The 23,876-nt window shown below is 36.5% G+C and carries 17 protein-coding genes and 1 pseudogene; 12 read left to right on the top strand and 6 right to left on the bottom strand.

Annotated features, from left to right (window positions below):
• Window positions 1-38 precede the first annotated feature (38 nt).
• Entirely contained in the window at window positions 39-1,223 is a 1,185-nt protein-coding gene (locus Q3Y49_RS05105; RefSeq protein ID WP_303271187.1) for a thiolase C-terminal domain-containing protein, read from the bottom strand.
• 266 nt (window positions 1,224-1,489) lie between these two features.
• Between Q3Y49_RS05105 and Q3Y49_RS05100 the strand changes: the two genes are divergently transcribed.
• The 4 genes and pseudogenes from Q3Y49_RS05100 to Q3Y49_RS05085 all read left to right on the top strand — a co-directional run.
• Window positions 1,490-6,439 (top strand): translocation/assembly module TamB domain-containing protein, encoded by a 4,950-nt coding sequence (locus tag Q3Y49_RS05100; protein ID WP_303271185.1) that lies wholly within the window; start codon window positions 1,490-1,492, stop codon window positions 6,437-6,439.
• Entirely contained in the window at window positions 6,409-8,745 is a 2,337-nt protein-coding gene (tamL, locus tag Q3Y49_RS05095; protein WP_303271184.1) for a translocation and assembly module lipoprotein TamL, read from the top strand. The genes Q3Y49_RS05100 and tamL overlap by 31 nt, the downstream gene beginning before the upstream one ends.
• Before the next feature lie 239 nt (window positions 8,746-8,984).
• Window positions 8,985-9,962, top strand: a complete 978-nt coding sequence (locus Q3Y49_RS05090; RefSeq protein ID WP_303271182.1) for an NAD(P)H-quinone oxidoreductase — start codon at window positions 8,985-8,987, stop codon at window positions 9,960-9,962.
• Window positions 9,963-10,403: 441 nt separating this feature from the next.
• Window positions 10,404-10,517 (top strand): annotated as a pseudogene (locus Q3Y49_RS05085) (zinc-binding dehydrogenase); the annotation flags it as partial.
• Here the strand turns inward: Q3Y49_RS05085 and Q3Y49_RS05080 are convergent.
• Both Q3Y49_RS05080 and Q3Y49_RS05075 read right to left on the bottom strand, forming a co-directional pair.
• Window positions 10,514-13,285 (bottom strand): alpha-amylase family glycosyl hydrolase, encoded by a 2,772-nt coding sequence (locus Q3Y49_RS05080; RefSeq protein ID WP_303271180.1) that lies wholly within the window; start codon window positions 13,283-13,285, stop codon window positions 10,514-10,516. The pseudogene Q3Y49_RS05085 and the gene Q3Y49_RS05080 sit on opposite strands and share 4 nt — an antisense overlap.
• Before the next feature lie 44 nt (window positions 13,286-13,329).
• Complete coding sequence (locus Q3Y49_RS05075; RefSeq protein WP_303271178.1) at window positions 13,330-14,388, bottom strand: PA0069 family radical SAM protein; 1,059 nt, start codon at window positions 14,386-14,388, stop codon at window positions 13,330-13,332.
• A 125-nt stretch (window positions 14,389-14,513) separates the two neighbouring features.
• Between Q3Y49_RS05075 and Q3Y49_RS05070 the strand changes: the two genes are divergently transcribed.
• Window positions 14,514-15,299 (top strand): TPM domain-containing protein, encoded by a 786-nt coding sequence (locus Q3Y49_RS05070; protein WP_303271176.1) that lies wholly within the window; start codon window positions 14,514-14,516, stop codon window positions 15,297-15,299.
• A gap of 61 nt (window positions 15,300-15,360) precedes the next feature.
• Entirely contained in the window at window positions 15,361-17,388 is a 2,028-nt protein-coding gene (locus Q3Y49_RS05065) for a TonB-dependent receptor (RefSeq protein WP_303271174.1), read from the top strand.
• A 12-nt stretch (window positions 17,389-17,400) separates the two neighbouring features.
• Here the strand turns inward: Q3Y49_RS05065 and Q3Y49_RS05060 are convergent, their stop codons facing one another.
• Window positions 17,401-17,940: a DUF1697 domain-containing protein gene (locus tag Q3Y49_RS05060; protein ID WP_303271172.1), complete on the bottom strand. Its 540-nt coding sequence runs from the start codon at window positions 17,938-17,940 to the stop codon at window positions 17,401-17,403.
• 200 nt (window positions 17,941-18,140) lie between these two features.
• Here Q3Y49_RS05060 and Q3Y49_RS05055 point away from each other — a divergent pair, with 200 nt between their 5' ends.
• From Q3Y49_RS05055 to Q3Y49_RS05045, 3 genes are all read left to right on the top strand, one after another.
• Window positions 18,141-18,809 carry a hypothetical protein gene (locus Q3Y49_RS05055; protein WP_303271170.1) on the top strand — a complete coding sequence of 223 codons (669 nt, stop codon included), beginning with the start codon at window positions 18,141-18,143 and terminating at the stop codon, window positions 18,807-18,809.
• Between the two features lie 173 nt (window positions 18,810-18,982).
• On the top strand, window positions 18,983-19,726 hold the full coding sequence (gene truA, locus Q3Y49_RS05050; protein ID WP_303271169.1) for a tRNA pseudouridine(38-40) synthase TruA: 744 nt from the start codon (window positions 18,983-18,985) through the stop codon (window positions 19,724-19,726).
• A 9-nt stretch (window positions 19,727-19,735) separates the two neighbouring features.
• Window positions 19,736-21,511 (top strand): ABC transporter ATP-binding protein, encoded by a 1,776-nt coding sequence (locus Q3Y49_RS05045; protein WP_303271166.1) that lies wholly within the window; start codon window positions 19,736-19,738, stop codon window positions 21,509-21,511.
• A gap of 4 nt (window positions 21,512-21,515) precedes the next feature.
• Here the strand turns inward: Q3Y49_RS05045 and Q3Y49_RS05040 are convergent, their stop codons facing one another.
• Complete coding sequence (locus tag Q3Y49_RS05040) at window positions 21,516-21,965, bottom strand: hypothetical protein (protein ID WP_303271165.1); 450 nt, start codon at window positions 21,963-21,965, stop codon at window positions 21,516-21,518.
• 214 nt (window positions 21,966-22,179) lie between these two features.
• Between Q3Y49_RS05040 and Q3Y49_RS05035 the strand changes: the two genes are divergently transcribed.
• The 3 genes from Q3Y49_RS05035 to Q3Y49_RS05025 all read left to right on the top strand — a co-directional run bounded on the left by Q3Y49_RS05035 (window position 22,180) and on the right by Q3Y49_RS05025 (window position 23,430).
• Window positions 22,180-22,347: a hypothetical protein gene (locus Q3Y49_RS05035; RefSeq protein ID WP_303271163.1), complete on the top strand. Its 168-nt coding sequence runs from the start codon at window positions 22,180-22,182 to the stop codon at window positions 22,345-22,347.
• A 72-nt stretch (window positions 22,348-22,419) separates the two neighbouring features.
• Window positions 22,420-22,926, top strand: a complete 507-nt coding sequence (locus tag Q3Y49_RS05030) for an FKBP-type peptidyl-prolyl cis-trans isomerase (RefSeq protein WP_303271162.1) — start codon at window positions 22,420-22,422, stop codon at window positions 22,924-22,926.
• 66 nt (window positions 22,927-22,992) lie between these two features.
• Window positions 22,993-23,430, top strand: coding sequence for a TPM domain-containing protein (locus Q3Y49_RS05025; RefSeq protein ID WP_303271160.1), 438 nt, complete (start codon window positions 22,993-22,995; stop codon window positions 23,428-23,430).
• A gap of 77 nt (window positions 23,431-23,507) precedes the next feature.
• Here Q3Y49_RS05025 and Q3Y49_RS05020 read toward each other — a convergent pair whose 3' ends face one another.
• Window positions 23,508-23,858 carry a DUF4260 domain-containing protein gene (locus tag Q3Y49_RS05020; protein WP_303271159.1) on the bottom strand — a complete coding sequence of 117 codons (351 nt, stop codon included), beginning with the start codon at window positions 23,856-23,858 and terminating at the stop codon, window positions 23,508-23,510.
• Between the last annotated feature and the right edge of the window lie 18 nt (window positions 23,859-23,876).

Below are 23,876 nucleotides of genomic sequence, written 5' to 3'. Positions count from 1 at the left end.
ATTTGTGTAAAGCTATTTCAGGACAAGACATGGTGTATCTATCGACCCAAAACCGAAACAGCATTACTAGTACCCGAGCCTCCGATATTCACCACCAAAGCCGTTTGTGCATTTTTGGCTTGATGGCCCCATGCCTCTTGCACTAATTGTTTGTAGAGATAAGCATGCATGGAAACCCCAGTTGCCCCAATGGGATGACCTTTGGCTTTCAATCCTCCGGATAAATTTACTGGTAAATCTCCGTCAGGAAAGACTTTACCACTTTCTATTGCTTCAAATTCCCGACCTGCAGGAGCAATGCCCATTGCGCTATACAACAAAAGCTCTGTTATAGTAAAGCAGTCATGTACCTCTGCTATGTCAATATCTTCAATGGAGAAGTTAGCATCTTTTAAGGCTTTTTTGACTGCAAATGACGCGCCTTCCAAAAAGTGGTCAGACTTATGTTTACCAAAACTATCTAAATAGTCGCTAGCACTATAAAAACTTTTGATGGCTAGTCCTTTTCCTTTGCTTACACTGGCTTCTTCTAATACCAAAGCGGATGCTCCATCGGAAACAAGGGAACAGTCATGTAATCGCAGTGGGGCATTAATGATGGGGTTTTTCTCATCAGGAAGTGCCAAAATATCATCAGCCGATTTAGGCTTTTGCAATTGTGCCAATGGGTTTTCAGCTCCATTGGAATAAGCTTTAGCAGAAATTTGAGCCAACCACGGGCGGAGTTTTTCTTCAGAATAATTGTATTTTTTCATCCAGCCTTTTGCCAAATCAGCAAACATGCAGGGAGCAGTTACGGATTGGCTTCCTTCATCAGGCCAGAAGGTGGCCAGAGATAAAGCTTTGGTTACGCCTGACATGTCTAAATCCGTCATTTTCTCTATTCCGACCACCAAAACCCGCTTCATCATTCCCGATTTAATAGCCATAATCCCCATGTGAATAGCTGATGAACCAGATGAACAAGCAGTTTCAGTTCTGTACATAGGCTTGTGGCGCAATGCTGGTAAAACATTAACACCATAAGAAGCTATGTTTTCTTGCTGGTTGAAAGCACCACCACTATAATTCCCTACAAAAACTCCGTCAATAGCTTTAGTCTCAATTTGCGCATCTTTGATAGCGCCCTTTGCTGCTTTTTCATACAGAGAATACAAAGTTTCTCCTTCTAACTTGCCAAATGAAGAATGATAAGCACCGGTTATATTTACACCTAAATCCATATATGTATTTTTGTATTCAAGTTAAGAAAACTGATGAGGAGTTACATATTTAGAACTTATATTTCATTGCCACTAAAATTAAGATCCAAAATACAATTTCTAAAATCGAAGATATAGTTTGTGAAAAGTATGTAGTGAAAAATCCTCGCAATTCCTTTTTTGAATTAGTTTTCTTATAACCTATTCCTGTCAATAATATCAATTCCCCACATCTTCCGTTAGGATAAGGTCAGATTACTCACTAAAATTGTATTTTTATATATATATTGAAGAAAACAGGCAAAATCATATTATATATTCTGGGGGGCATTCTATTGCTATTACTGACATTTATACTGTCATTAAGATTGCCGGCAGTACAACAGAAAATCACTAACTACGCTACCAACTATGTGAGCGATAAAACGCAAACCAAGTTTGAAATCAATAAGTTGTACATTACTTTCCTAGGAGCAGCTCAAATTGAAGGCCTTTACGCGGAAGATGAATCTCAAGACACATTAATTTATGCCAAATCCATTTTAGTAGATGTGGCTTGGAAGCCTCTGTTAGATGGAGACGTTGATGTAAAAGAATTAGCACTCAATGGTATCAAAGGTAGGGTTCACAATAATTCAGCTGACAGTAGTTTTAACTATCAGTTTTTGATTGATGCTTTTGCAAATTCAGATTCAACTAGTTCAAGCGAGGAAAATCCTAAAGCCGACACGACTTCCACAACTACTATTAATGTCCGCCATATTCTGTTGGAAAATATTGCGGTGAGCTATCAAGATATTAGCGTGCAAATGAACACCGAATTGACGCTAGATGAACTAGACCTTTCATTCGATGCCTTTGATCTTGATAGTTTGATTTTTAATATTGAAGATTTTCAACTCACCAATGTTCAGGGGGCCTATATGCAGGGAAAAGTTTTCCCACCAACACTAGAAGACTCTTCTGAAAGTACGCTTCCAAAAATTACTATTCAGCAGTTGAATTTGAATGCCGTTGATTTAAAGTATGAAACACTATTTGACAGTCTTCAATTGGAAACTGTTATTGATTTGCTCGATATCAAAAATGCATCGGTAGATTTAGTGAGAAATGAAATAGGAGCAGAAAATTTTCAAAATAAGATCAGCTTACTTCAAATGAGATTACCCATAGCTGCTGATTCCAGTGAGTTAGAAACTGATAGTTCTTCTGCGCCCTTTGAATTCCCTGATTATAATATCGATCTCAAGTCCTTTGATTTCGAATTGAAAGAATTAGATATTAAATCAACAGGGCAAAGCAAAAGAAAGTCTAGTTTTGATCCCTCATACATGCAATTTCAAGACATTAATTTTCACCTGAAAAATGCAAAATATAAAACCCAAGATTTAGGTATCGAAAAGTTCAGCTTTTCGGTTTTGGACCGAAATAATTTCCAATTAAAAGAACTGAGTGGAGGAATCAATCTCAATTCCGAATCGGCAAATCTCAGCAACTTTAGAGTGGAGACTTCCAATTCTGTTCTGAATGCTGATGCTAATATTGAATTTGCCTCAATTGATTCCTTATTTGCAGGAAGCTTTTACAAAACCAATTTTAAGCTGGACGTGAAATTGCCAACCACTTTAGAAGTAAAAGATGCTTTCTATTTCGTTCCAGAATTAAAGCAGGATAGTAGCCTTTTGGCGCTATCAAAATATCCGGCAAAGCTTTACGGAAAAATAACTGGAAGTGATCAGCAAATTGATTTGCAACAATTCCGATTATTATATGGAAATGAAACATCATTGGCACTGAAAGCCAAACTGCAAAACTGGCAAGATACTGAGAAGCTATCTGCTACTGTGGAAAGCGTAGAAATCAAAAGTGAAGTATCAGATTTTCAGTATTTCATGCCAAAGGATTATCCTTCTCATTATCCGCAAAAAATTAATTTGACAGGAAATGGGAGCTATTTAACAGGGAGAATGAAGGCAAATATATTGGCTGAAATTGATGATAGAAGTAAATTGAAAATGAAGGGCCACTTTAATTCTAATCAGACGGAAAGCTATCAGGCAGATATAAAAATATCCGATTTGGAATTGGCGAAGTGGTTGCAAGACAGCTTAAACTTTAATACGGCAGATATTGACATTGCCATTAAAGGAAAAGGCTTAGTGCCAAGTGAAATGGAAACTGAAGCAGAAGTGAGTATTCGAAATTTCAGTTATGTGGCAAACCAATTTGATACGTTAACTATGTCAGCCACATTGGTCAAAAACCAACTTGAATTTAGTAGTAATTATTCTGATTCCATTGCGGATTTTGATTTATCAGCCGATGGAAGAATTGATTCCATTCAGCAAAAAATAAACCTAAAGGCCAATTTTAACAAGCTCGATTTACTTGCGCTCAATATCTCTGATACCGCACTTTGGGCTTCTACCCAAGCCAGTATAAAGGTAGAATTGGATAGTTTACATCAATCGCTAAAAGTCTATTTATCTGAGACCATTTTGACCAGTCCTTTACAAACCATCAGTTTTACACCGTTAGAATTGACAGCTTATAATGCAATAGACAGTGCTGATGTTAAACTTAGATGGGAGAAAATTGCTCTTGATTTAAAAATGAACCATGCTTTTGACCAATTGGCAATTGCTGATTTGGATGCCTCTAAATTTCAAAATGCTCGAATTTTCAAGGTTGATACTACTGAAAGACCGATGCTCATGAGCGTTTCTTTGACAGCGGAAGAAAGCCAAAATCTATTGGATTTCCTTCCTTTAGATATAAGTTTTAATCCTATTACTGCAACTGGAAATTATAATAGCGCAAAGGAAATAGTTGATTTTCAATTAAAAATTCCTCGTTTCCATTATCAGGATATCGATTTGGATAGTCTAAGTATAAGTGTTAATAATTCAGAAAAGGAGTTTCACATCAACACGAACTTTCAGCGGATTACTTCTGGCGATTTAAATATTTACCCTAGTGTTTTGAAGGCAGATATTACTCCCCAAAAAGCTTTATTTAATGTTTATGTTGAAGACGCCGCATCAGACAGTTTGTTCCATGTGGATGCCTTGGCAGAACGTATAGAAGATTCTCTTTTCTGGTCTTTAGAGCCTAAGAACTTAATTCTAAATGCGGAACATTGGAACATGAATCCTGAAAATAGAATTTATTTTGATACGGCTAATTTGCAAATTCAAAATTTAATTTTTGAGCGAAATCAGCAATTATTTCAATTGAAAACTGAGCTAAAAGATGAAATTACGGCACTGCAACTCAATTTTGAAAACTTTAAAATTGAAAACTTTTTTGCTGTCATCAATGCTGAAGAGAGTCCAGTAAAGGGTATTTTGAAAGGAGGGATCGAGTTGGAAAATTTATCTAATCTTATGGCTTTTTCGGCATCTTTGAATTTGGATAGCCTAAGTATTTTTAATGAAGAGGTTGGCAATTTATCCGTGAATGCAAAGCAAGAATCTGAAAACCGTTATCAATTTGATCTGAGTTCCAAAGGAGAAGTTAGTCTTCGAAGCAAAGGCTGGTTTGATAATAATCCTGAAATTCCTGAGTTTAATTTTGAATTGGATATGGATAGTGTTTCCCTTCCTTTCTTAACCAGTTTTTCTGATGGCTTAATTCAGGAAGCAAGTGGAAATATTTTAGGACATTTTGATTTCAGTGGAAATACTGAAGATTTTGAATATGATGGAAACCTCAATTTTCAGGAGGCGTCTTTGTACTTCACTTATTTGAATATGGCATATAAGCTACCAAATGAAAAGATCACTTTAAGGAATGAAAAAATTCAATTGAATAATTTCACCTTATTAGATGAACAGCAAAGTAAAATGCAATTGAATGGACAGGTCAGCACTCAAGATTTACTAAACCCACAATTTAATCTCCAACTATCAGCTGAAAATTTTCAATTGCTAAATACGACCAAAGAGAATAGTGATTTATTCTTTGGAAAGGCTTTTTTTAATGCCGATATAGATTTGATTGGCACATTAAATCAACCTAAAATTCAGGCTAAAGTAGGGCTGAACGATAAGACAGACTTAGTTTATATCATTCCCGAAAGTGAAGTGGATGTAGTCGAACAAGAAGGTATTGTTACTTTCAAAAAGCCATATGAACCTTCTGATACCATTAACGCAGCGGAAGCAGAGCTGCAAAGAAGTGCAGATATTGATGGCGTTGAAATAAATGCTATTATTAACACGGATAAGAATGCCAAATTTAAAGTAATAGTGGATGAGCGAAGAGGCGACTATTTAACTGTTTCAGGAGATACGGATTTAAATTTCATTTTGAGAAAAAATGGCGCTATAAGCTTAAATGGAAATGTGGAAGTAAATAACGGCTATTATCAGTTGAGTCTTTATGACCTTGTAAAACGTAGATTCGATATTGAATCTGGAAGCAGAATCAGCTGGTCAGGCGACCCTTATGAAGCTAGTTTGGATATCACGGCTCTATATAAGACTGAAACTCCTGTAAATACCCTTATGGAGGATCAAATATCTTCTTCTTCAGCTCAAGTGAAAACCCAGTATAGACAAAAACTGCCTTTCTTAGTGCAGCTTTTTGTGGACGGTAATTTAACGCAACCAGAAATTTCATTCGGTTTGGATATGCCAGAAGCAAGTAGAGGAGCGCTAGGTGGAAACATTTATCAGCAAATCCAGGTCATAAATTCCAATGAAACTAGATTGAACAAACAAGTATTTTCTCTTTTGGTCTTAAATCAGTTTTTTCCAAGTGGCAGTAGTAGCGGTGGTCCAAATTCTGAAGCCATTGCAAGAAACAGTGCTAGTCAGATTTTGAGTAATCAATTGAATAAATTGAGTAATCAGTATGTTAAAGGTGTAAACCTGAACCTGGATTTAAATTCGTATGAAGATTACCAAAGCGGAACTGCCCAAGACAGAACGCAATTGGATGTAAGTCTAAGTAAAAACTTATTTAATGACCGATTTAGAGTAGAGGTGGGTAGTCAAGTGGATTTAGAAGGGCAACAAAGGACTCAACAGCAAGCTACCGACATCATCGGGAATATTTTAGTAGAGTATTTACTTACAGAAGATGGACGTTATAAATTAAGAGGCTATAGAAAAAACGAATTTGAAGGTTTAATTGACGGGCAAGTAGTTGTTACAGGAATCTCCATTCAATTCAGTAAAGATTTTCAAGAATTTAATGAACTTTGGAGCGACACAGAAGACAAGGAAGAGTGAGAAAATATTTTCTAAATATCGCAGTATTAGGCTTGGCTTTAGTAGCTTTCTATTCTTGTCAAACCTTCAAGTATCTGCAGGAGGGTGAACGACTATACAGTGGTGGTGAACTAAAAGTAAGAGAGGTAGAAAATGCAAGGTACAAAAAGGAAATACTTAAAGATTTAGAAGAAGTAAACAACCCAAAGCCCAATGAGAAGATAGCTGGAATCCGTTTGGGATTGTGGGCTTATCAAAAAGTTGAAAACAATAAGGCGGGTTTTTATGCTAAATGGGTAAATAAGAAAATAGGAGAGAAGCCTGTTTTATTGGGAAAGGTAAACACCAATAATGTACAAAAGCTGATGAAGAACCGGATGGAAAACCTAGGGTATTTCAACAGCAAAATTGAATATCAAATTAAGGAAAATAAGAACACAGGCTTTATTGCATATGAAATCACCCCAAGAGCCCGAATTCATATTCAGGCCGTAGAGTTTAAAAAAATTGGAGAACATAAAGTTGATAGCCTAATCCAGAATTATTTAGATAGGGAAAACCCTATTGAAAGTGGAGCTCCCTTTTCTTTAGAAAAACTAAAAGAAACAAGGATTGAGATTGCAGACTATCTAAAACGCAATGGGTATTACTATTTTACTTCTAATAATCTAATTTTTGAGGCGGATACGCTTAATACGGAAAGCAGTAATGAGGCAATTTTAGAGCTAAGTGTTAAAGACAAGGTTTCAGAATTGGCTCTGGTTCCATTTGAGATAAAAAACATCAAGGTATATCCTAAATACTCTCTAAACACATCTGAAGAAGGAATGGGCTCAGATACGACAGTTATCAATGGAGTGGAATTCATTCAACCGGAAATATTTTTTAGGCCAGATCGACTTTATCCTTATTTGTTTTTCCGGGAAGGTGATTATTACGATCCAGAAAATGAAAAATGGACTAACAAGAGGTTGAATTCTCTCAAAACTTATCGATTTATAAATATTCGCTATCAGGAAGATAGTACCATTGAGAATAACACAGGCAAGCTAAATGCCAATATATACTTGTCCCCATTAAGTAAAAGGTCTTTTCGTTCTGAACTCCAAGCCGTTAGCAAGTCCAATAATTTCGCAGGGCCAAATTTGAATTTTGAGTATTTGAATCGAAACCTTTTCAAAGGAGGAGAAGCCTTGAGAATAACGACAAAGGTCGGTTATGAAGCACAGTTGACAGGAGGGGATGTCAATACCGGTTTAAATAGCTTTGAAACTGGTGTTTTGGGAGAACTCATTGTGCCCAGGATGATTTCTCCATTCCCAATTGCGGGGAAGTTTAGGTATTCCGTTCCTAAAACAAAGTTTAAGCTCTCTTACGATCTATTAAATCGTTCCCAATGGTTTAATCTGAATTCGTTCTTAGCAGTTTATGGTTTCGAATGGAATCCCAATATTTTCGTTACTCATAGTTTAAATCCAATATCAATAAATTACATTAATTTAGGGAATGAAAGTGAGGCTTTTGAGGAATTACTTGAGAGTAATCCATTTTTGGCTAGAAGCTTTGAGCAACAATTCATACCTGGCTTGAACTACAGCTTTCAATGGAGCCAATTGGTGAGAAACATTAAGCGCAACCGATTCTATTTTGCATTCAGCGCTGATTTTTCAGGAAATGCATTGGCTTTAGCTCAAAATGTTGGAGGTGTAACAGGAGACAATAAAAAATTCTGGGGTCAAAGCTATGCCCAATTTTCTCGCTTTGATTTTGATATCAGAAACTACCAAAGTATTGGAACAGAAAGTCGTTTTGTAAGTAGAGCTTTTGTGGGGATTGGTTTGCCATACGGCAATTCAGTTAGCCTTCCTTACTCAAAGCAATATTTTTCGGGAGGTCCCAATTCTGTCCGTGCTTTTCGAATCAGGAGTTTAGGGCCAGGAGCTTACCAGCCCGATGATAGAACTAGTGGCTCTAGCTTTTTTGACCAAGCGGGAGATATTAAAATAGAGGCCAATTTGGAATACCGATTTCCACTAGTATCATATTTAAAGGGAGCTGTTTTTACAGATGCTGGAAATGTATGGCTCAAAAATGAAGATGGGCGAAATGGTCAATTCACTTCCAATTGGATGAATGAAATGGCAATAGGCTCTGGAATTGGTTTAAGATTGGATATTGAATTTTTCGTAATCAGATTGGATGTGGCCACGCCAATTCGAAAACCTGGCCCTGATGGTTTCCAATGGCAAGACCGTTTTGAGTTAGGAAATAAAGCTTGGAGGGAAGAAAATATCAATTGGAATTTCGGGATCGGGTATCCTTTTTAGCCCTCTAACCCCAATGGGGAAATAGTTGGCTAGGGTTTCAATTTGGCAGGTTAAGTTATGAATAGGTCAGTTTTGATTTTTAAACTATAAAGAAGTTGTAAATAATTATATCAGCCAGCTATAGTAATAACCTGCAAAGAAGCTTCGTAGGAGCTAGCATATGGTAACCATGCCTAAACCATTACTCATTAGCTCTGTAGGAGCGACATTAAAGATACAATTCTAAAAATATAAATAGAATGCAAGCCATAATCATAAAAAGTCCAGGAGGCCCAGAAGTACTTCAATTAGAGGAAAGAGATAGCCCAAGGCCTCAGCCCAATGAAGTTTTGATAGAAGTAAAAGCCTCAGGTGTAAACCGACCTGATGTTTTCCAAAGGATGGGTGGATATCCTGCTCCAGAAGATGCTCCCGATGATATTCCCGGATTGGAAGTGGCAGGAATTATAAAGGAAGTTGGAAATGATGTGATGCAATGGAAAGTTGGCGATAAGGTTTGTGCTTTGGTGGCAGGCGGAGGCTATGCATCAGAAGTTATCGCCCCTGCAGTACAGTGTTTACCAATTCCCAAAGGATTGAGTTTTGTAGAAGGAGCATCGCTTCCGGAAACTTTTTTCACGGTTTGGTCAAATGTGTTTGATAGAGGAAATTTTCAAAAAGGAGAAAACTTTTTAGTGCATGGTGGCACATCAGGTATAGGTGTAACCGCTATTCAAATGGTGAAAAGCATGGGCGGAAAGGTTTTCACCACAGCAGGCACAGATGAAAAATGTGATTATGCGGTAAAATTAGGTGCTGATTTGGCTATCAATTACAAAAGGCAAGATTTTGAAGAATATCTAAAAAATAAAAAACAAAGTGTCGATGTGATTTTGGATATGGTGGGAGGAGATTATACTGCCAAAAATATTAACATCTTAAACTCTGAAGGCAGATTGGTGATTATAAATGCTATGAAAAATGCCGAGTCCACTATCAATATGAAAAAAGTGATGGTGAAAAGATTGACCATAACAGGATCGACTTTAAGAGCTCGCTCTCCTGAATTTAAAAGAACCATAGCTCAGAATCTTAAAAAACACATTTGGCCAAAAATAGAATCAGGAGAAATTAAACCTGTTATTTTCAAAACCTTTCCACTGGCAGAAGCTTCCAAGGCCCATGAGTTGATGGAAAGCAGTGAACATACCGGAAAAATAGTTTTGAAAATAAATTAATCAACCACTAATAATTTATGAATCATCCTCCTGTCTTCCTAACCGGGACACCTAAGTTAATGCAAGTAATGAATAAATTAAAAAAACATTAAAAATTCATTGTAAGAGCCTAAAGCAAGGATAAAATATGTCTGAATTAATTTTTAATTTTATTAAGGGCTAACACCCCTACTTTCGCAGAAAGCGAAAAAGCGGGTTGGAGGGTAAAATGGCGGGCAGGCGATGGCCATTGTGGGATGAAGCATCATTTTACCTAGATTTTTTGCATACTTTTTCATCAATGGAAAAAGTATGAAAGAAAAAGGAAGCATTTAGGCTAAGAAATTTACTCTTTTTTGCTAAAATCAGTAAACAGGGACAACCAAAAATACAGAAATACTACTTTCAGAACGTTTAAAGTTACTTTTGAAAATATGCCGAGGAAAACAGGAAATAGAATCAGGAGAAATTAAACCTGTTATTTTCAAAACCTTTCCACTGGCAGAAGCTTCCAAAGCCCATGAGCTGATGGAAAGCAGTGAACATATTGGAAAAATAGTTTTGAAAATAAATTAATCAACCACTAATAATTTATGAATCATCCTCTTGTTATCACCAATAATTTGTAAAAAATAGAGTCCTTCCTTGAGATTATGGATGTCGATTTGCTTATGACCATTTGTTATTTTCCCCTCTAATTTGATGCTTCCTTTTCCATCCATAATTTGATATTTTGAAGCTGAAAATCCAGGGTTTTCAATTTCCACATTGATATTCCTCTGAGCTGGATTTGGATAAATTTTAAGAGATTGAGCTGGTTTTATTTCCTCCTCATTGGAAGTAACGGAGCTTCCTAGTTGATTATATTGATTCAATACTTGGTTTGTTCCTTCCTTTAATCTGAAAAATCTATATTGATCACTGTCGGGAAATTCTTCCCTTCCATTTTCAGGATTATTTATACCAAATTTGAATTCAATAGAAGATCCAATCCTAATGTCTGATAGCCTAATGGAATAAATTCCTGATTCTTCAGTTTCACTCAGTTCCAAATTTTCTGAACCAAAATCATTTTCACTGGAAATTAAAATAACGGATTCTGCATTAGAGTCGAAAGCTTCCTCAGCTATTAATTGATTCATATCTACCATAAATTCAACATCAGTGGTTGCAGTTGCTGTTGTTAAAAATTTATAGATCTGGGTAGACCGAGAATCCATGCGCTCCACATTAAAATCAATTCCACCAATACCGCTGACCGTAACCGCAATTTGATTCCCACTCAATAAATCCACTAATTGGTAATTTCCAGCCATTAAATTAGAACTGTTTAATTGAAGGTTAATATTGTTTGTTTCATTATTAGTCAAATTTGAAACCACCAAAATCTGTTCTTCATCTTTTTGCCTGATAAAGCTGAATACATCTGAAGAATTAGTTTGGACGGTACTATAATTTCCTGTTTGCAATGCAGTTTGAGAATTTCTTGTAGCGATTAATTCTTGATATTTTCTCCAAAGTGACTCATGATCAGCTTGTTGACCTTGAATGTTTTTATCGGGATAATCCGATTTTGGTGCTCTCCAAGGACTTCCTGTGGTGAAACCGGCATTGGTAGCATCGCTCCATTGCATAGGTAGACGAATATCTTCATCTGGTTTTTGACCCAGCATCCCGATTTCTTCTCCATAGTAGAGATAGGGAATCCCAGGCAAAGTCAACAATAATTCAGCTCCTAATTTGGCCTTTGATACGTCCTCGTCTAAAACATTCATCACTCTATTCATATCATGATTGGTTAAAAATGTTCCGAATTGTAGATAGGGATAACTACCCATAACTTCTTCGGTTTTTGAAATTAAGCCATCTGAATCCCCGTTATTAACAGCATTTAAGATACTCCCAGCTAAGTCAAATTCAAAGACGTAATCGAGACCATCATTCCCAACATATTCTCTTGCTTTATTGGTAGAACTCCATGCTTCCCCAACTGAGAATGCGTTCGGGTTTATGGACTTATAATGAGTTCTAAAGTCTTTCCAAAACTGAAATGTTTCTTCCACATCCTCTAAACCTTCTTCAGTTTCATATATATATTTCACGGCATCTAGACGGAAACCATCTACATTCATTTCTTCCAACCAGTAGGTAGAAATGTCAAACATCTCTTCCTTAACGCCCGGGCTTTCATAATTTAAATCTGGCATTCCGCCCCAAAAAAGTCCGTAATAATAATCTCCGCTGCTTTGGTGCCAGACATTTTGTCCCCAAGGCCCACTTCCTCCAGGGTTGTTTTCTTCCCAGACATACCAATCTCTTTTTTCATTTGAAGGGTTTTTGGAATCTCTAAACCATGGATGCTCGCTTGAGCTGTGGTTCATTACGTAGTCAATAATTACCTTGATACCTCTATCGTGGGCTTCCGCTATAAATTCCTTGAAGTCGGCATTGGTGCCGTAATCGCTCTCAATTTCTCTGTAGTCAGTTACGTCATATCCATGATAACTTGGAGATTGATGAATAGGCATTAGCCATATTCCGTTAATGCCTAAGTCATTGTGAGTAGTCGGATTTCCATCATTTAAATAATCCAGTTTTTGAATTAATCCTTGAAAATCGCCTATTCCGTCTCCATCAGCATCATAAAAACTGCGGACAAAAATTTCATAAAAGACCATCTCATTCCACCAATGGGTATCTGTATTTCCAATGGTGATAAAATTTTCAAATGTCTTTGTTACTGATTCCCCTTCTTCATTTTCAATAGTCAAGCTAACATCATAACTACCTTCACTAGCATAGCTAATAATAGGATTTTGTTCTGAGCTAGAGCTTGGATTCCCTCCAGCAAAACTCCATTCCCATGCCACAGGGCTTCCGTTCGATAAGTCAATAAATTGAATGACCTCTCCAGGAATAGCAAAATTTGAAGAGGCAGAAATATCGACTTGGAGGACATCATTAGGGACTTCATCATTATACCAAAATGCTATCACGGCATTTTCTTCAATCGTGAAAATACGATTAGCTCCGCCTCCAGGGAACTCTTCAGTTCCATCCCAGCTGCCATTGATTCTGGCTTTTAATTCAATTTGTTGTCCAATACTAAATGTTGCTTCAGCTACGTAAATCCCATCAGAATCATCATCACTTAAAACTAATCCTGGATCTCCCCATGAATTAAATGAACCCGCTATATCAACAAAGTCTGCATTAGGATCGAAATTTCCTTGCGTGATTTGCTCATTCATATTCACTTGAAATTCCACATTTGTGCTTTGGGCGAGTAGAAATTCAGGTGTTAATAAGCATAGAATTAAAAGAGAGGTTTTCAATATAGTCATAATTCAAATTTAAGGAAATATGATTTATCCGAAGTTGAATAGACTCAAAATAATGGATAAGCACCGCCCCTTCTAAAAGCGGAGGTGTTTAATTCAATCTTTTCTCCACCCTTCATGTACTTTTTCTTCGCCATATTGAATAGCTGTTTAATCATATCGGCTTCAGCACCATTTCCTCTCATTCTTTGACCCCAATTTGAATCGTTGACTCTACCTTGGTGTAAATTTTCTATTTGATGCCAGACTTTTTCAAATCGATCAGGAAAATAGGTTTTTAGCCATTTTTTAAAAATTTCTGCTATTCTGCCGTTTAATCGAACTACGGTATATCCTGCATCAGTAGCGCCATTCTCAGCAGCTTTTTTTATAATTTCTGGAATCTCACTATGGTTTAAACCGGGAATGACTGGGGCGTTCATAATGGAAACGGGAATTCCTTTTTCACTCAAAATTTTAATGGCTTGAAGTTTTTTTATTGAAGAGGCGGTTCTTGGTTCCAAAACAGATCTTAGCTTTTCATCCAAGCTAGTAATGGATAAAATAACCCTAACTAAGTTATCTTTTGCCAAATCTTCCAGCACATCCAAGTCCTCCAAAAAGCCTGTGTTTTTGGTGATGATTCCCACAGGATGCCGATATTTTGCCATTATTTTTAAAAGATTTCTAGTAATCCTGAGCTTTCTTTCCAGTGGTTGATAACAATCTGTATTCCCGGAAAGCACAATAGGTTTAACTTTCCAATTAGGATTTAAAAGCTCTTGTTCAAGTAATTCAGCAGCATTCTTTTTGACTATAATTTTGGATTCAAAATCCAAGCCTGAATCAAAACCCCAGTATTCATGTGAATTGCGGGCGTAGCAATAAACGCAGCCATGTTCGCATCCCTGATAGGGGTTTATAGAGTAATCCATACCAACATCCGGACTGCTCACTTTATTAATGATTTTTTTAGGGTGTTCGTAGAATATTTGAGTGCTTGGCTTATCTAAATGCGTATATTCATCAATCCCCTCGTCCCACTCTGTGCTAAATTCTTGTTTAGAAAATGAGTTGGAAAGTCGTTGTTGTGCGCCTCGGCCTTTTATGTTATGGGGTGAATTCACGATATTAAAAATACTAAAAAAAATAGCGAATTACTAAAAATACAATCATTAAAATTTATAAAAATATTCTAGGAAACAATCTTTCAATTGTAACTTAGCGGCTTAAAATACAGTTCAAGAAAGTCATGAAAAACATTTACTTTTCCATCCTAGCAATATTTTTTGTAACTTCCGTTTTTGCTCAAAATGAAATCCCACCGAGACCGAATCCTCCGAAGTTGGTGAATGACTTAACGCAAACATTAAATAGCGGAGAACAACAGCAATTAGAAAGGAAATTAAGGGCTTATAATGACAGCACTTCAACTCAAGTAGTGATCTTGATTGTACCTACCTATGGTCAGTATGATCCTAATCAATTTGGAGTGGAGGTATTTGACAATTGGAAAATTGGGCAGGCCGAAAAAGATAATGGTTTATTGATTACAGTGGCAATAGAAGATAAGCGAATGTTTATTAATACTGGCTATGGTATGGAAGATGTAGTTCCTGATGGTGCGGCAAGTACAATTGTGAACGAATACATGAAACCAGCTTTCCGAAATAGCAATTACTACCAAGGCTTGGACGAGGCTACTTCTGTAATATTTGATTTGGCCTCTGGTAAATATACTGCAGATCAATTGGCTGATAATGATGCAGGTAAAGGAATAGGTCTTGGTGCATTCTTAATTTTCTTTTTTATCATCATCACTATTATTTCACGATTAAGAAGAGTAAGAAATCATCATATGGGAGGTGGTAGTTTAGATATGATTACTCTGATGATGCTTTTAGGCAGCAGTGGCCGAAGTCATGGAGGTACTTTCGGAGACTTCAATTCTGGAGGTGGTGGCTTCGGAGGAGGCGGTGGTTTTGGTGGTTTCGGAGGGGGAATGACAGGTGGTGGTGGAGCAGGTGGAAGTTGGTAAATTCCTTAACTTTTAGCAGCTCGCCTTGTTAATTGGCATCAAGCTTAACCCACATAATATTATGCGCATCCATTTATTGCTGATAGTCGTTTTTTTGTCTAGTTCAATTTCAGTTTCGTCTCAGGATATTCAAAATGACTCTATCCTGGAGGTAGTTACAGTCACCGGCTTTAGCAAAGGAGAAAAAATCAATAGGCAGTCAGCTCCAATCGCCTATTTAAGTCCCAAAGAATTAGACCGTTTTTCTCCTCATGATCCTGTGATGGCTTGGAATACCTTACCAGGTGTTAATTTAGAGCAAAGAGCAGTCTCAAGCTACAGGGTGAGTATAAGAGGTAGTTCCATTCGATCGCCTTTTGGTGTTCGAGATGTGAAAGTGTATTGGAATGGCTTGCCTTTTACTGAAGCGAATGGTTCAACTGCTTTGAATCTATTGGGCAATACCCAGATGCAAGAATTGGAAGTAGTGAAAGGTCCAGCAGGAAGTCTTTTTGGTGCTGGATTGGGAGGGGTAATGCAGATCAGTAATTTCCCATCTGAGCAAGGAAGCCCACTGCAAGTTCAGTTATCAGCGGGAAGTTTTGGCCAGCTAAATGCAGGTACAAAAGGGCAAATAGAAAGTGGAAAATGGACTACTTTTTATGCGGTCGATCAACAGCAAAATGAAGGCTACAGAGATCATAATGCTTTGAGTAGACAAAATTACCAGCTTTCTACTCGCTTCCAAATCAATGAGAACCATCAACTAGATTTCCATGTGTTGTATAATGATTTATTTTATGAAATCCCGGGAGGCTTAACAGCGGAACAATTTGAAGAAGACCCTACTCAAGCTAGAGCCGGAAGTGAACCACAGAATTCCTCTATAGATCAAAAGACTGTTTTTTATGGAGTAGGCTACACCAGTTTTTTTGGAGAAAATTTAAGTCAGACTTCTCATGTTGCTGGCACTTACACCTGGTTTCAAAATCCTTTTATCTTGGATTATAAAGAAGACCAAAACAGGGAAGTGGCTTTGCGTCATCAATGGACTTACGATATGAACCTCCAAAATGTGGATTGGCAATGGGATGCCGGCCTGGAATGGCAATATGCTGATAATTCCGCCAATAACTATGGAAATGTAAATGGACAAAAAGATACTATCCGTTTTGCAGATGACTTGAATATTGATCGCAAATTATTTTTTGTGCAAACTCAAATTGGTTATGAAAACTGGCAATTGACTTTAGGATTGAGTAGTAATTTATTGGAATATAAAGTTAACAGAAAGGTAAATGCTTTTGCTGAACCATTCGAATTCAATAGAAATTTTGATAATGAAGTCATCCCAAGGGTCGCTTTAAAATATCAATGGTCTCCAGCAAACATGACTTTTGCTTCTTTAAGTGAGGGCTTTTCGAGTCCGACTTTGGATGAAATCCGCACCAATGAAGGCAGTATTAACAGAAATCTGCAAGCTGAAAAAGGTAGAACCTACGAATTAGGGCACAAATATTATGGAAGAAGAGTACAATTGGATGCTACTTTTTTCTATTCTGCGCTAAGGGAAACTATCACCACTTATACAAATGAAGATGGAGTGGTATTATTTCAAAATGCAGGAGCTACCAACCAATTTGGAACTGAATGGGGATTGAATGTGAAATGGTACGAAAAGGAGCAAGGGTTCATAGGTCAAATCAATAGCCGCTCTAGCTATAATTTTTATGAATTCACTTTTGACGATTACCAAAAACGGGAGGAAGATTATTCAGGTAATCTACTGACTGGAGTTCCTCAACACACTTTCAATCAAACCCTCAATTTTGTAATGTCAGAAAGACTGAACTTAAACCTACATTACCGATATGTAAGCGCAACACCCCTTACTGATGATAATGAAATATTGGCTGATCCGTACCACCTTTTAAATGCAAATATTGATTACCAATTGCCGATTAAGCAGAAAATTAATTTTTTTGCTGGAACGGAAAATATTTTTGATACAACCTACAGCTTGGGGAATGATCTCAATGCTTTTGGCGGAAGATTTTATCAGCCGGCCCCTGGAAGGAATTTTTATGTAGGGGTGAAGTGGAAACTGTGAATAACAATTTAATTATTTGCTTAAGTCCCAAAGTTTCAAAACCGTTTTCCAATTTCTTGTGGTAGCCTTTATTTTCAGCTTTCTTTCAAATAAGTCATTGGTCAATTTAGATTTGTGGTAACTGGCTTCGCAATAAATAAAAACATTTTTATTAATAATTTTAAATTGGTCTGGCGTACAATCTACAATTTCTATCAATGCTAATTTCTCTTTGTCAGGTTCTTCGCTGAGAAAAGTAAGGTGCAAATTATTAATGTCTGCATCTGACGTATAAAATGGATTATTGGCTACAGCACTTTCAATTTCATTTTTTGACAAAACTATGACAGGAACTTCAAAATCAAATTTGTTGAGAATTGCAGTTTCAATTCCTGCTGCTATCTCTTTATTTTGAAGCTTTTCATCTGCCTTGAAAATTATATTACCACTTTGAATGTAAGTTTGAATGTTTTGGTAGCCCAGATTCTGCATTAATATTTTCAAATCTGCCATTAGGATTTTTCTTTTCCCACCAACATTGATACCTCGTAAAATAGCAATTTTTGTTTCCATAGTTGTGAATTTATGGATTCATTTTTAATTAAACTAACCTCTCTAAGCCTACTCTGGCCTATTTGCAGCCACAAAATGAAGCTAGAAAGATTTTTTTATAAGAATTAATGAAAGCAGGGGTAACAAATTAAGATTTGCTTGATCTACTAGTGAATCAAGCAACGAAGCTTGGTTTTTTTCGAACTAAAATTTTTAATACCATGAAAAACTTAACACTTGCAGTTGTTGCACTACTTGCCCTAGGCTTTTTAATTAGTTGCCAAGAAGAGGAGATGAAATTATCGAAAGATGATGTTAAAGACCCCGATGCTGGAAACCAAAAGGCTATGTTTCCTAATTACGGATGGATTGATATAGATATAGAACTTCCGTCCATAAGAGGTTGGGTAAGAATCTACCCGGTGGGTCCATGTGAAGACGAATTTGGAAACCCTATCCCTTGTGATCCTGTGGCAGAAACTATTATTCCGTGTCAATACCCAAATGGATTCTGTTACCAAGAGATTGTCACTGGCACCACACCAGGAGGTGGAAGCGGAGACCCTGTTGAGATTGAGAAAGGCGACATTGGAACCCTGTATATCGCACTAAACGAAAGGGAAATGCCAAACTATGAAGAGGTATTAAGACAGCTAAAAGGAGATGATGAGGTTGAAAAGGAAGATTTGGAAATCTTGGCGAAAAACATAGTAAATACTTTTAGCTTTGCAGAAGACAGTCCCTTGTCAGAAGAATTAGTAAAGGAATTCCGAGGTAAATCAAAAAACCCTGAAATAGAGAAAATGATGATTTTAGCGGGAGACTATGAAATCGAGTATTCAAGAGAGTATCCGTATGGATTTATTGAAGCTTACGTAAAGGCTTTATGATAGTAAATGTCCTTACAAATTGAATATGACTGAAGTCTTTGGTTGGGTTTTATCCTAGGCCAAAGACTTTTTTGATTTAAGTGCTGTAATGTTTAATGGTCTTTCCGTTAAGATAGTATTACGAAAAGTTATCTTGCTCCTATATTTTCCCTTAAATTTGCTCTTTCAAGTTAATGAGATATTTTTTTACCATAGCATATAAAGGCACAAACTACCATGGTTGGCAAAAACAACCAAACGCAATGGGCGTTCAGCAAAAAATTGAAGAGGTTTTTTCCACAATTTTAAATCAACCCATAGATATCTTGGGAAGCGGACGAACAGATAGCGGAGTTCACGCAACAGCCCAGGTTTTTCATGTCGATTTTCATGTTGCGCTTGAAGCAGAACAACTTTTATTTAAGGCTAACAAAATGTTACCACATGACGTAGCTTTAAAACATGTTAGAAAAGTTCAAGAGGAAACGCACGCACGCTTTGATGCTGAAAGCAGAGCTTACCAATATCATATAGTGACTTCAAAAAACCCCTTTGCAGTTGATCAAGCTTATATTTTTGCTCGACAGCTTAATGTTGATATGATGAATTTGGCTTCAGAAAAATTACTGAATCATCAGGATTTTGAAAGCTTTAGTAAGGTAAAAACAGATGTATATACATTTAACTGTGATATATTTGAAGCCTATTGGAAACAAGAGAAGGAATCTCTTGTTTTTCATATCAAAGCCAATCGATTTTTGCGGGGGATGGTGAGGGCTCTAGTAGGCACTTTGTTAGATGTTGGACAAAACAAGCTTAGCATTGAAGACTTTGAAAACATTATTGAGGCTAAGGATAGGAAGAAAGCAGGGAGGTCAGTTCCGCCTGAAGGACTTTTTCTAACACAGGTAAACTACCCTGAGGAAATTTATATTTAAAATCAGCAAGTGAAGAAAGACAATATTAAAAGCGGGAATATTATTGATACCAACGTTTTAAGACGTTTGTATAAATTTGTAAAACCTTATCAAGGGCGATTCTATTTCTTGGTTTTTCTCACTGTAGCACTGGCAGTCTTAGCTCCAGCAAGACCATTCGTCATTCAAAAAGCAATTGATAATCCTGTTGCTCAAGGAGATTTTCAAGGCCTTATTAACATGACTCTAATCTTGGTCGCATTGTTGGTAATGCAAGCCATTGTCCAATATGGGCATACGTATTTATCGGGCTGGTTAGGCCAATTTATTATTCGGGATATTCGCTTGAAGCTATACCGACATTTGTTAAGTCTACGCTTAAAGTTTTTTGATAAAACGCCAATTGGTCGTTTAGTAACGAGAAATGTTTCTGATGTAGAAACACTTTCTGATGTATTTAGCCAAGGCTTGGCCGCCATGATAGGCGATATTTTACAAATCCTATTTATACTTGGGATGATGTTTGCTATGAGCTGGAAATTGACTCTCGTCTCTTTGGCTACATTACCTCTGCTTTTCCTTAGTACTTATATTTTCAAAGAAAAAGTTAAAGTTGCCTTCAATGAAGTAAGAAATGCAGTTTCAACCTTAAATTCTTTTGTTCAGGAGCATGTCACAGGAATGTCGATTGTGCAAATATTTACCGCAGAAAAAAGAGAGTATGAAGAATTTAAGAAAATCAACAACGAACATAGAAAATCTAATATTCGCTCAGTACTTTATTATTCAATTTACTTCCCCGTAGCGGAAGTAATTCAGGCGACAGGTATTGGCTTATTGGTTTGGTACGGGGCCAAAGGTGTCATAAATGAAGCAGAATCTGGTATTAGCTTAGGAATGCTAATTGCTTTTATTTTATACATTCAAATGTTTTTCCGCCCTATACGATTGATTGCTGATAGATTCAATACTTTACAAATGGGAATAGTGAGTTCATCAAGAATTCTGAATTTATTGGACAATAAAGAACATATCCCAAACCACGGAAATTACAAACCTGAAACAGTAGAAGGAAACATATCATTTAGAAATGTAGAATTCTCCTATAATCAAGATGAAGTCGTTTTAAAAAACATTTCATTTGAGGTGAAAGAGGGAGAATCAGTGGCATTAGTAGGCGCAACAGGAGCAGGTAAATCTTCAGTCATAAACCTTTTGAGTAGATTTTATGATATCCAAAAAGGAGAAATCATGCTTGATGGAAAAGATTTAAAAGAATATGACTTATCTGCTTTACGGCAAAATATCGGGGTGGTCTTACAGGATGTTTTTCTCTTTTCCGATACTATCCTTTATAATATAACCTTAGGAAACCCTGATATTACTCTGCAACAAGTTAAAGATGCGGCCGAGTTAGTAGGAGCCAGAAAATTCATTGAAAGGCTACCAGGTGGATATGAATACAATGTGATGGAAAGAGGAGCAACTTTATCAGTGGGTCAGCGTCAATTGATATCTTTTGTAAGGGCTATGGTCTATAATCCCAAGATAATTGTGTTGGATGAAGCCACCTCCTCAGTAGATTCTGAAACAGAAGAAATGATTCAAAATGCCATTGAAAAAATGATGAAGGGAAGAACAAGTATTCTTATTGCACATCGCTTATCCACCATTCAAGAGGCAGATAAAATTATTGTGCTTGACAAAGGGGAGATAAAAGAAACAGGTACTCACAAAGAGCTATTGGATCAAGGCGGTTATTATCATCAATTACATAATATGCAGTTTAAGGAAATGGCAACCTAAGCCTCTAAGGCTTTTTGTCTAAGTCCTCGAAATAATCTCTTTCTCTGTATGGGTGCTTGATACCAAAAGCCGTGATCAAAATTGTTTCAAAGGCAGGACCTAACCATATTAATACAATACCAGTTCCGCCCAAGATCAATGATTCGTTGTATAAGGTATCCATGTTCTGAGCCCAGAATAGAGCATGCAAAATACTGGTAATGATTCTTAAAAGGAAAGTCCAGTTCTTCCGCCAAGTTATTATGATTAGGATATTTTGAAGGATGATAAGTAAGGCAAATACCAACACATAATCATTAAAAAACCAATCTAAAAAGAGGCTTTCAAAAACAGTACGCTTTGTATCTTCTGTAAAAAGCGATTCAAATAAAAAGAGCAGTTGATAAACCCCGTAAAACAATAGTATTTGGGCTAAACTAATGGACAGACCTACAAAGATTCTTTTTTTAAGCATTTTGAGATTATATAAATTCTATATTATTTATTCACGGAATCAAATGTATAAATGTCTGAATTATAACTATTTGATTAAAGAGTAACAATTTGATTCATTGAGTTGTACTAAAAATAATCCAAAAGATACGAAAAGGCATGTACAAGACAAAGAAAAATTTAAGAGCTAAACACTGTCTTATAACATTAGGAATAAGTATAACGTTAGACTGCGTATGAGTTCAAATAAGAAACATCTTTCCAAAGAAAATAGAGAAGAAAAATTAAGTACTTCCAGCAAGCAAGTTAGCTCGAAGAAAAAAGGCGATAGCAAAGAGGAGGAAAGAAATGGTATTATTCCTGAAGGCATTGATTTTAAGAAATTCATGGGTTGTGGAGGATGATCGGTCAGAGTAGTTTTTTAATAGCAAGATGGAAACTTCCAAACATGAAGTATTGTGATGAGTTAATACATCATGGAAATTCACGAAAATACAGTTGTTACTTTGTCATATCATGTAAGGAAAAAGGATGAAACAGGAGAGTTGGTAGATTTCTCTGGCCAATCGTATCCTTTACGATTCCTTTTTGGAACGGGAAAAATGCTTCCATATTTTGAAGAGCAATTAAAAGGCAAAACTCATAATGAGCAGTTTGCATTTCGATTACCAGCAGATTTTGCCTATGGCAAGAAAGACGAAAGTCTTATCAAGTCGATTCCAATTGAAGAATTTACAGAAAAAGAGGGCTATACCAAAGAAACCTTGGAAGTAGGCGCTTTCATTCGCTTTGAAAATGCCGATGAATCGCAGAGTGGTAAAATTATAGATAAAAGCAGGAAATTTGTTAAAGTAGATTTCAATCATCCATTGGCCGGTCAAGATCTGTTTTTTAAGGGGAATATAATTTCGGTGAGAAAAGCATCATTTGAAGAGATTGAAAGACAGCATCACATTGAACCTGATGGTATTAGGTTTCAATAGGTGGTATCTTTCATAACTATTGTAGTTCTTAGACGTATTCCTCGGAAGATTTATTATTTTTACATCATGGCAAAAGACGCATTTACCGAAGAAGAAAAGCAGACAATAGTCAAAGCAGTGAAAGCTGCTGAACTTGAAACATCCGGAGAAATTCAAGTGCACTTAGAAAACCACTGTAAGGAAGACGTAATGGATCATGCGGCACATATTTTCAAGACCTTAAAAATGCATAAAACGGAATTACGTAACGGTGTTTTATTTTACATGGCTGTAAAAGATCATAAGTTTGCTATTTTAGGGGATGCTGGCATTAATAATAAAGTGCCTGAAAATTTCTGGGATGATATTAAAGAGCACATGCTAGCTCATTTCAAAAAAGGAAATTTAACTGCAGGATTGAGTGAAGGAATCAAAATGGCGGGTCAACAATTAGCTGAGCATTTTCCATACAAAAAAGATGATCAGAACGAATTACCAGACCAGATTTCATTTGGCAAAAATTGATTATACATCTTGAGGAATAATACTGATTAAAAGTTTTACAAAATCCAAGCTTAGATATTCACTCAGATCCTACTTTTCTATTTTCCAATCTCTCCTAAGTGAGTAAACTTGAAACCTTTCTCATACTTCAATCCATATCCAAATATTCTGTCCATACTGGCATGACCAAATAAAATGATTCCTCCACATATCATAAAGTCATTGCTGAGCCACCATCCTAAAGAATAGATTAAAATAGCGATTCCTTTATGATGAAAAAGGTTATAGGCAAAGGCTCCGGCTTTGTTTCCAAATGCATAACCAATCATACCTATATCAGGTGCTAGAAGTAAAACGAGAAACCACCACCAAGCAAAGGGTAGATTAGCAAAAAGCAATATGGATAAAGCAAACATTGCCAGTTCTTCAAGTCGGATTAGGTTTTTCATGTAATTAAAATAATGATT

The organism is Marivirga harenae (genome assembly GCF_030534335.1).
Classification (GTDB): Bacteria; Bacteroidota; Bacteroidia; order Cytophagales; family Cyclobacteriaceae; genus Marivirga; species Marivirga harenae.
This window is presented reverse-complemented; position numbering and strand designations above follow the sequence as displayed.

Excerpts from the sequence above, each read along its gene's own strand:
- Q3Y49_RS05105 (WP_303271187.1), bottom strand. The coding sequence starts at position 1,223 with ATGGATTTAGGTGTAAATATAACCGGTGCTTATCATTCTTCATTTGGC.
- Q3Y49_RS05090 (WP_303271182.1), top strand. The coding sequence starts at position 8,985 with ATGCAAGCCATAATCATAAAAAGTCCAGGAGGCCCAGAAGTACTTCAA.
- Q3Y49_RS05080 (WP_303271180.1), bottom strand. The coding sequence starts at position 13,285 with ATGACTATATTGAAAACCTCTCTTTTAATTCTATGCTTATTAACACCT.
- Q3Y49_RS05070 (WP_303271176.1), top strand. The coding sequence starts at position 14,514 with ATGAAAAACATTTACTTTTCCATCCTAGCAATATTTTTTGTAACTTCC.
- Q3Y49_RS05065 (WP_303271174.1), top strand. The coding sequence starts at position 15,361 with ATGCGCATCCATTTATTGCTGATAGTCGTTTTTTTGTCTAGTTCAATT.
- Q3Y49_RS05060 (WP_303271172.1), bottom strand. The coding sequence starts at position 17,940 with ATGGAAACAAAAATTGCTATTTTACGAGGTATCAATGTTGGTGGGAAA.
- Q3Y49_RS05055 (WP_303271170.1), top strand. The coding sequence starts at position 18,141 with ATGAAAAACTTAACACTTGCAGTTGTTGCACTACTTGCCCTAGGCTTT.
- truA (WP_303271169.1), top strand. The coding sequence starts at position 18,983 with ATGAGATATTTTTTTACCATAGCATATAAAGGCACAAACTACCATGGT.
- Q3Y49_RS05040 (WP_303271165.1), bottom strand. The coding sequence starts at position 21,965 with ATGCTTAAAAAAAGAATCTTTGTAGGTCTGTCCATTAGTTTAGCCCAA.
- Q3Y49_RS05035 (WP_303271163.1), top strand. The coding sequence starts at position 22,180 with ATGAGTTCAAATAAGAAACATCTTTCCAAAGAAAATAGAGAAGAAAAA.
- Q3Y49_RS05030 (WP_303271162.1), top strand. The coding sequence starts at position 22,420 with ATGGAAATTCACGAAAATACAGTTGTTACTTTGTCATATCATGTAAGG.
- Q3Y49_RS05025 (WP_303271160.1), top strand. The coding sequence starts at position 22,993 with ATGGCAAAAGACGCATTTACCGAAGAAGAAAAGCAGACAATAGTCAAA.
- Q3Y49_RS05020 (WP_303271159.1), bottom strand. The coding sequence starts at position 23,858 with ATGAAAAACCTAATCCGACTTGAAGAACTGGCAATGTTTGCTTTATCC.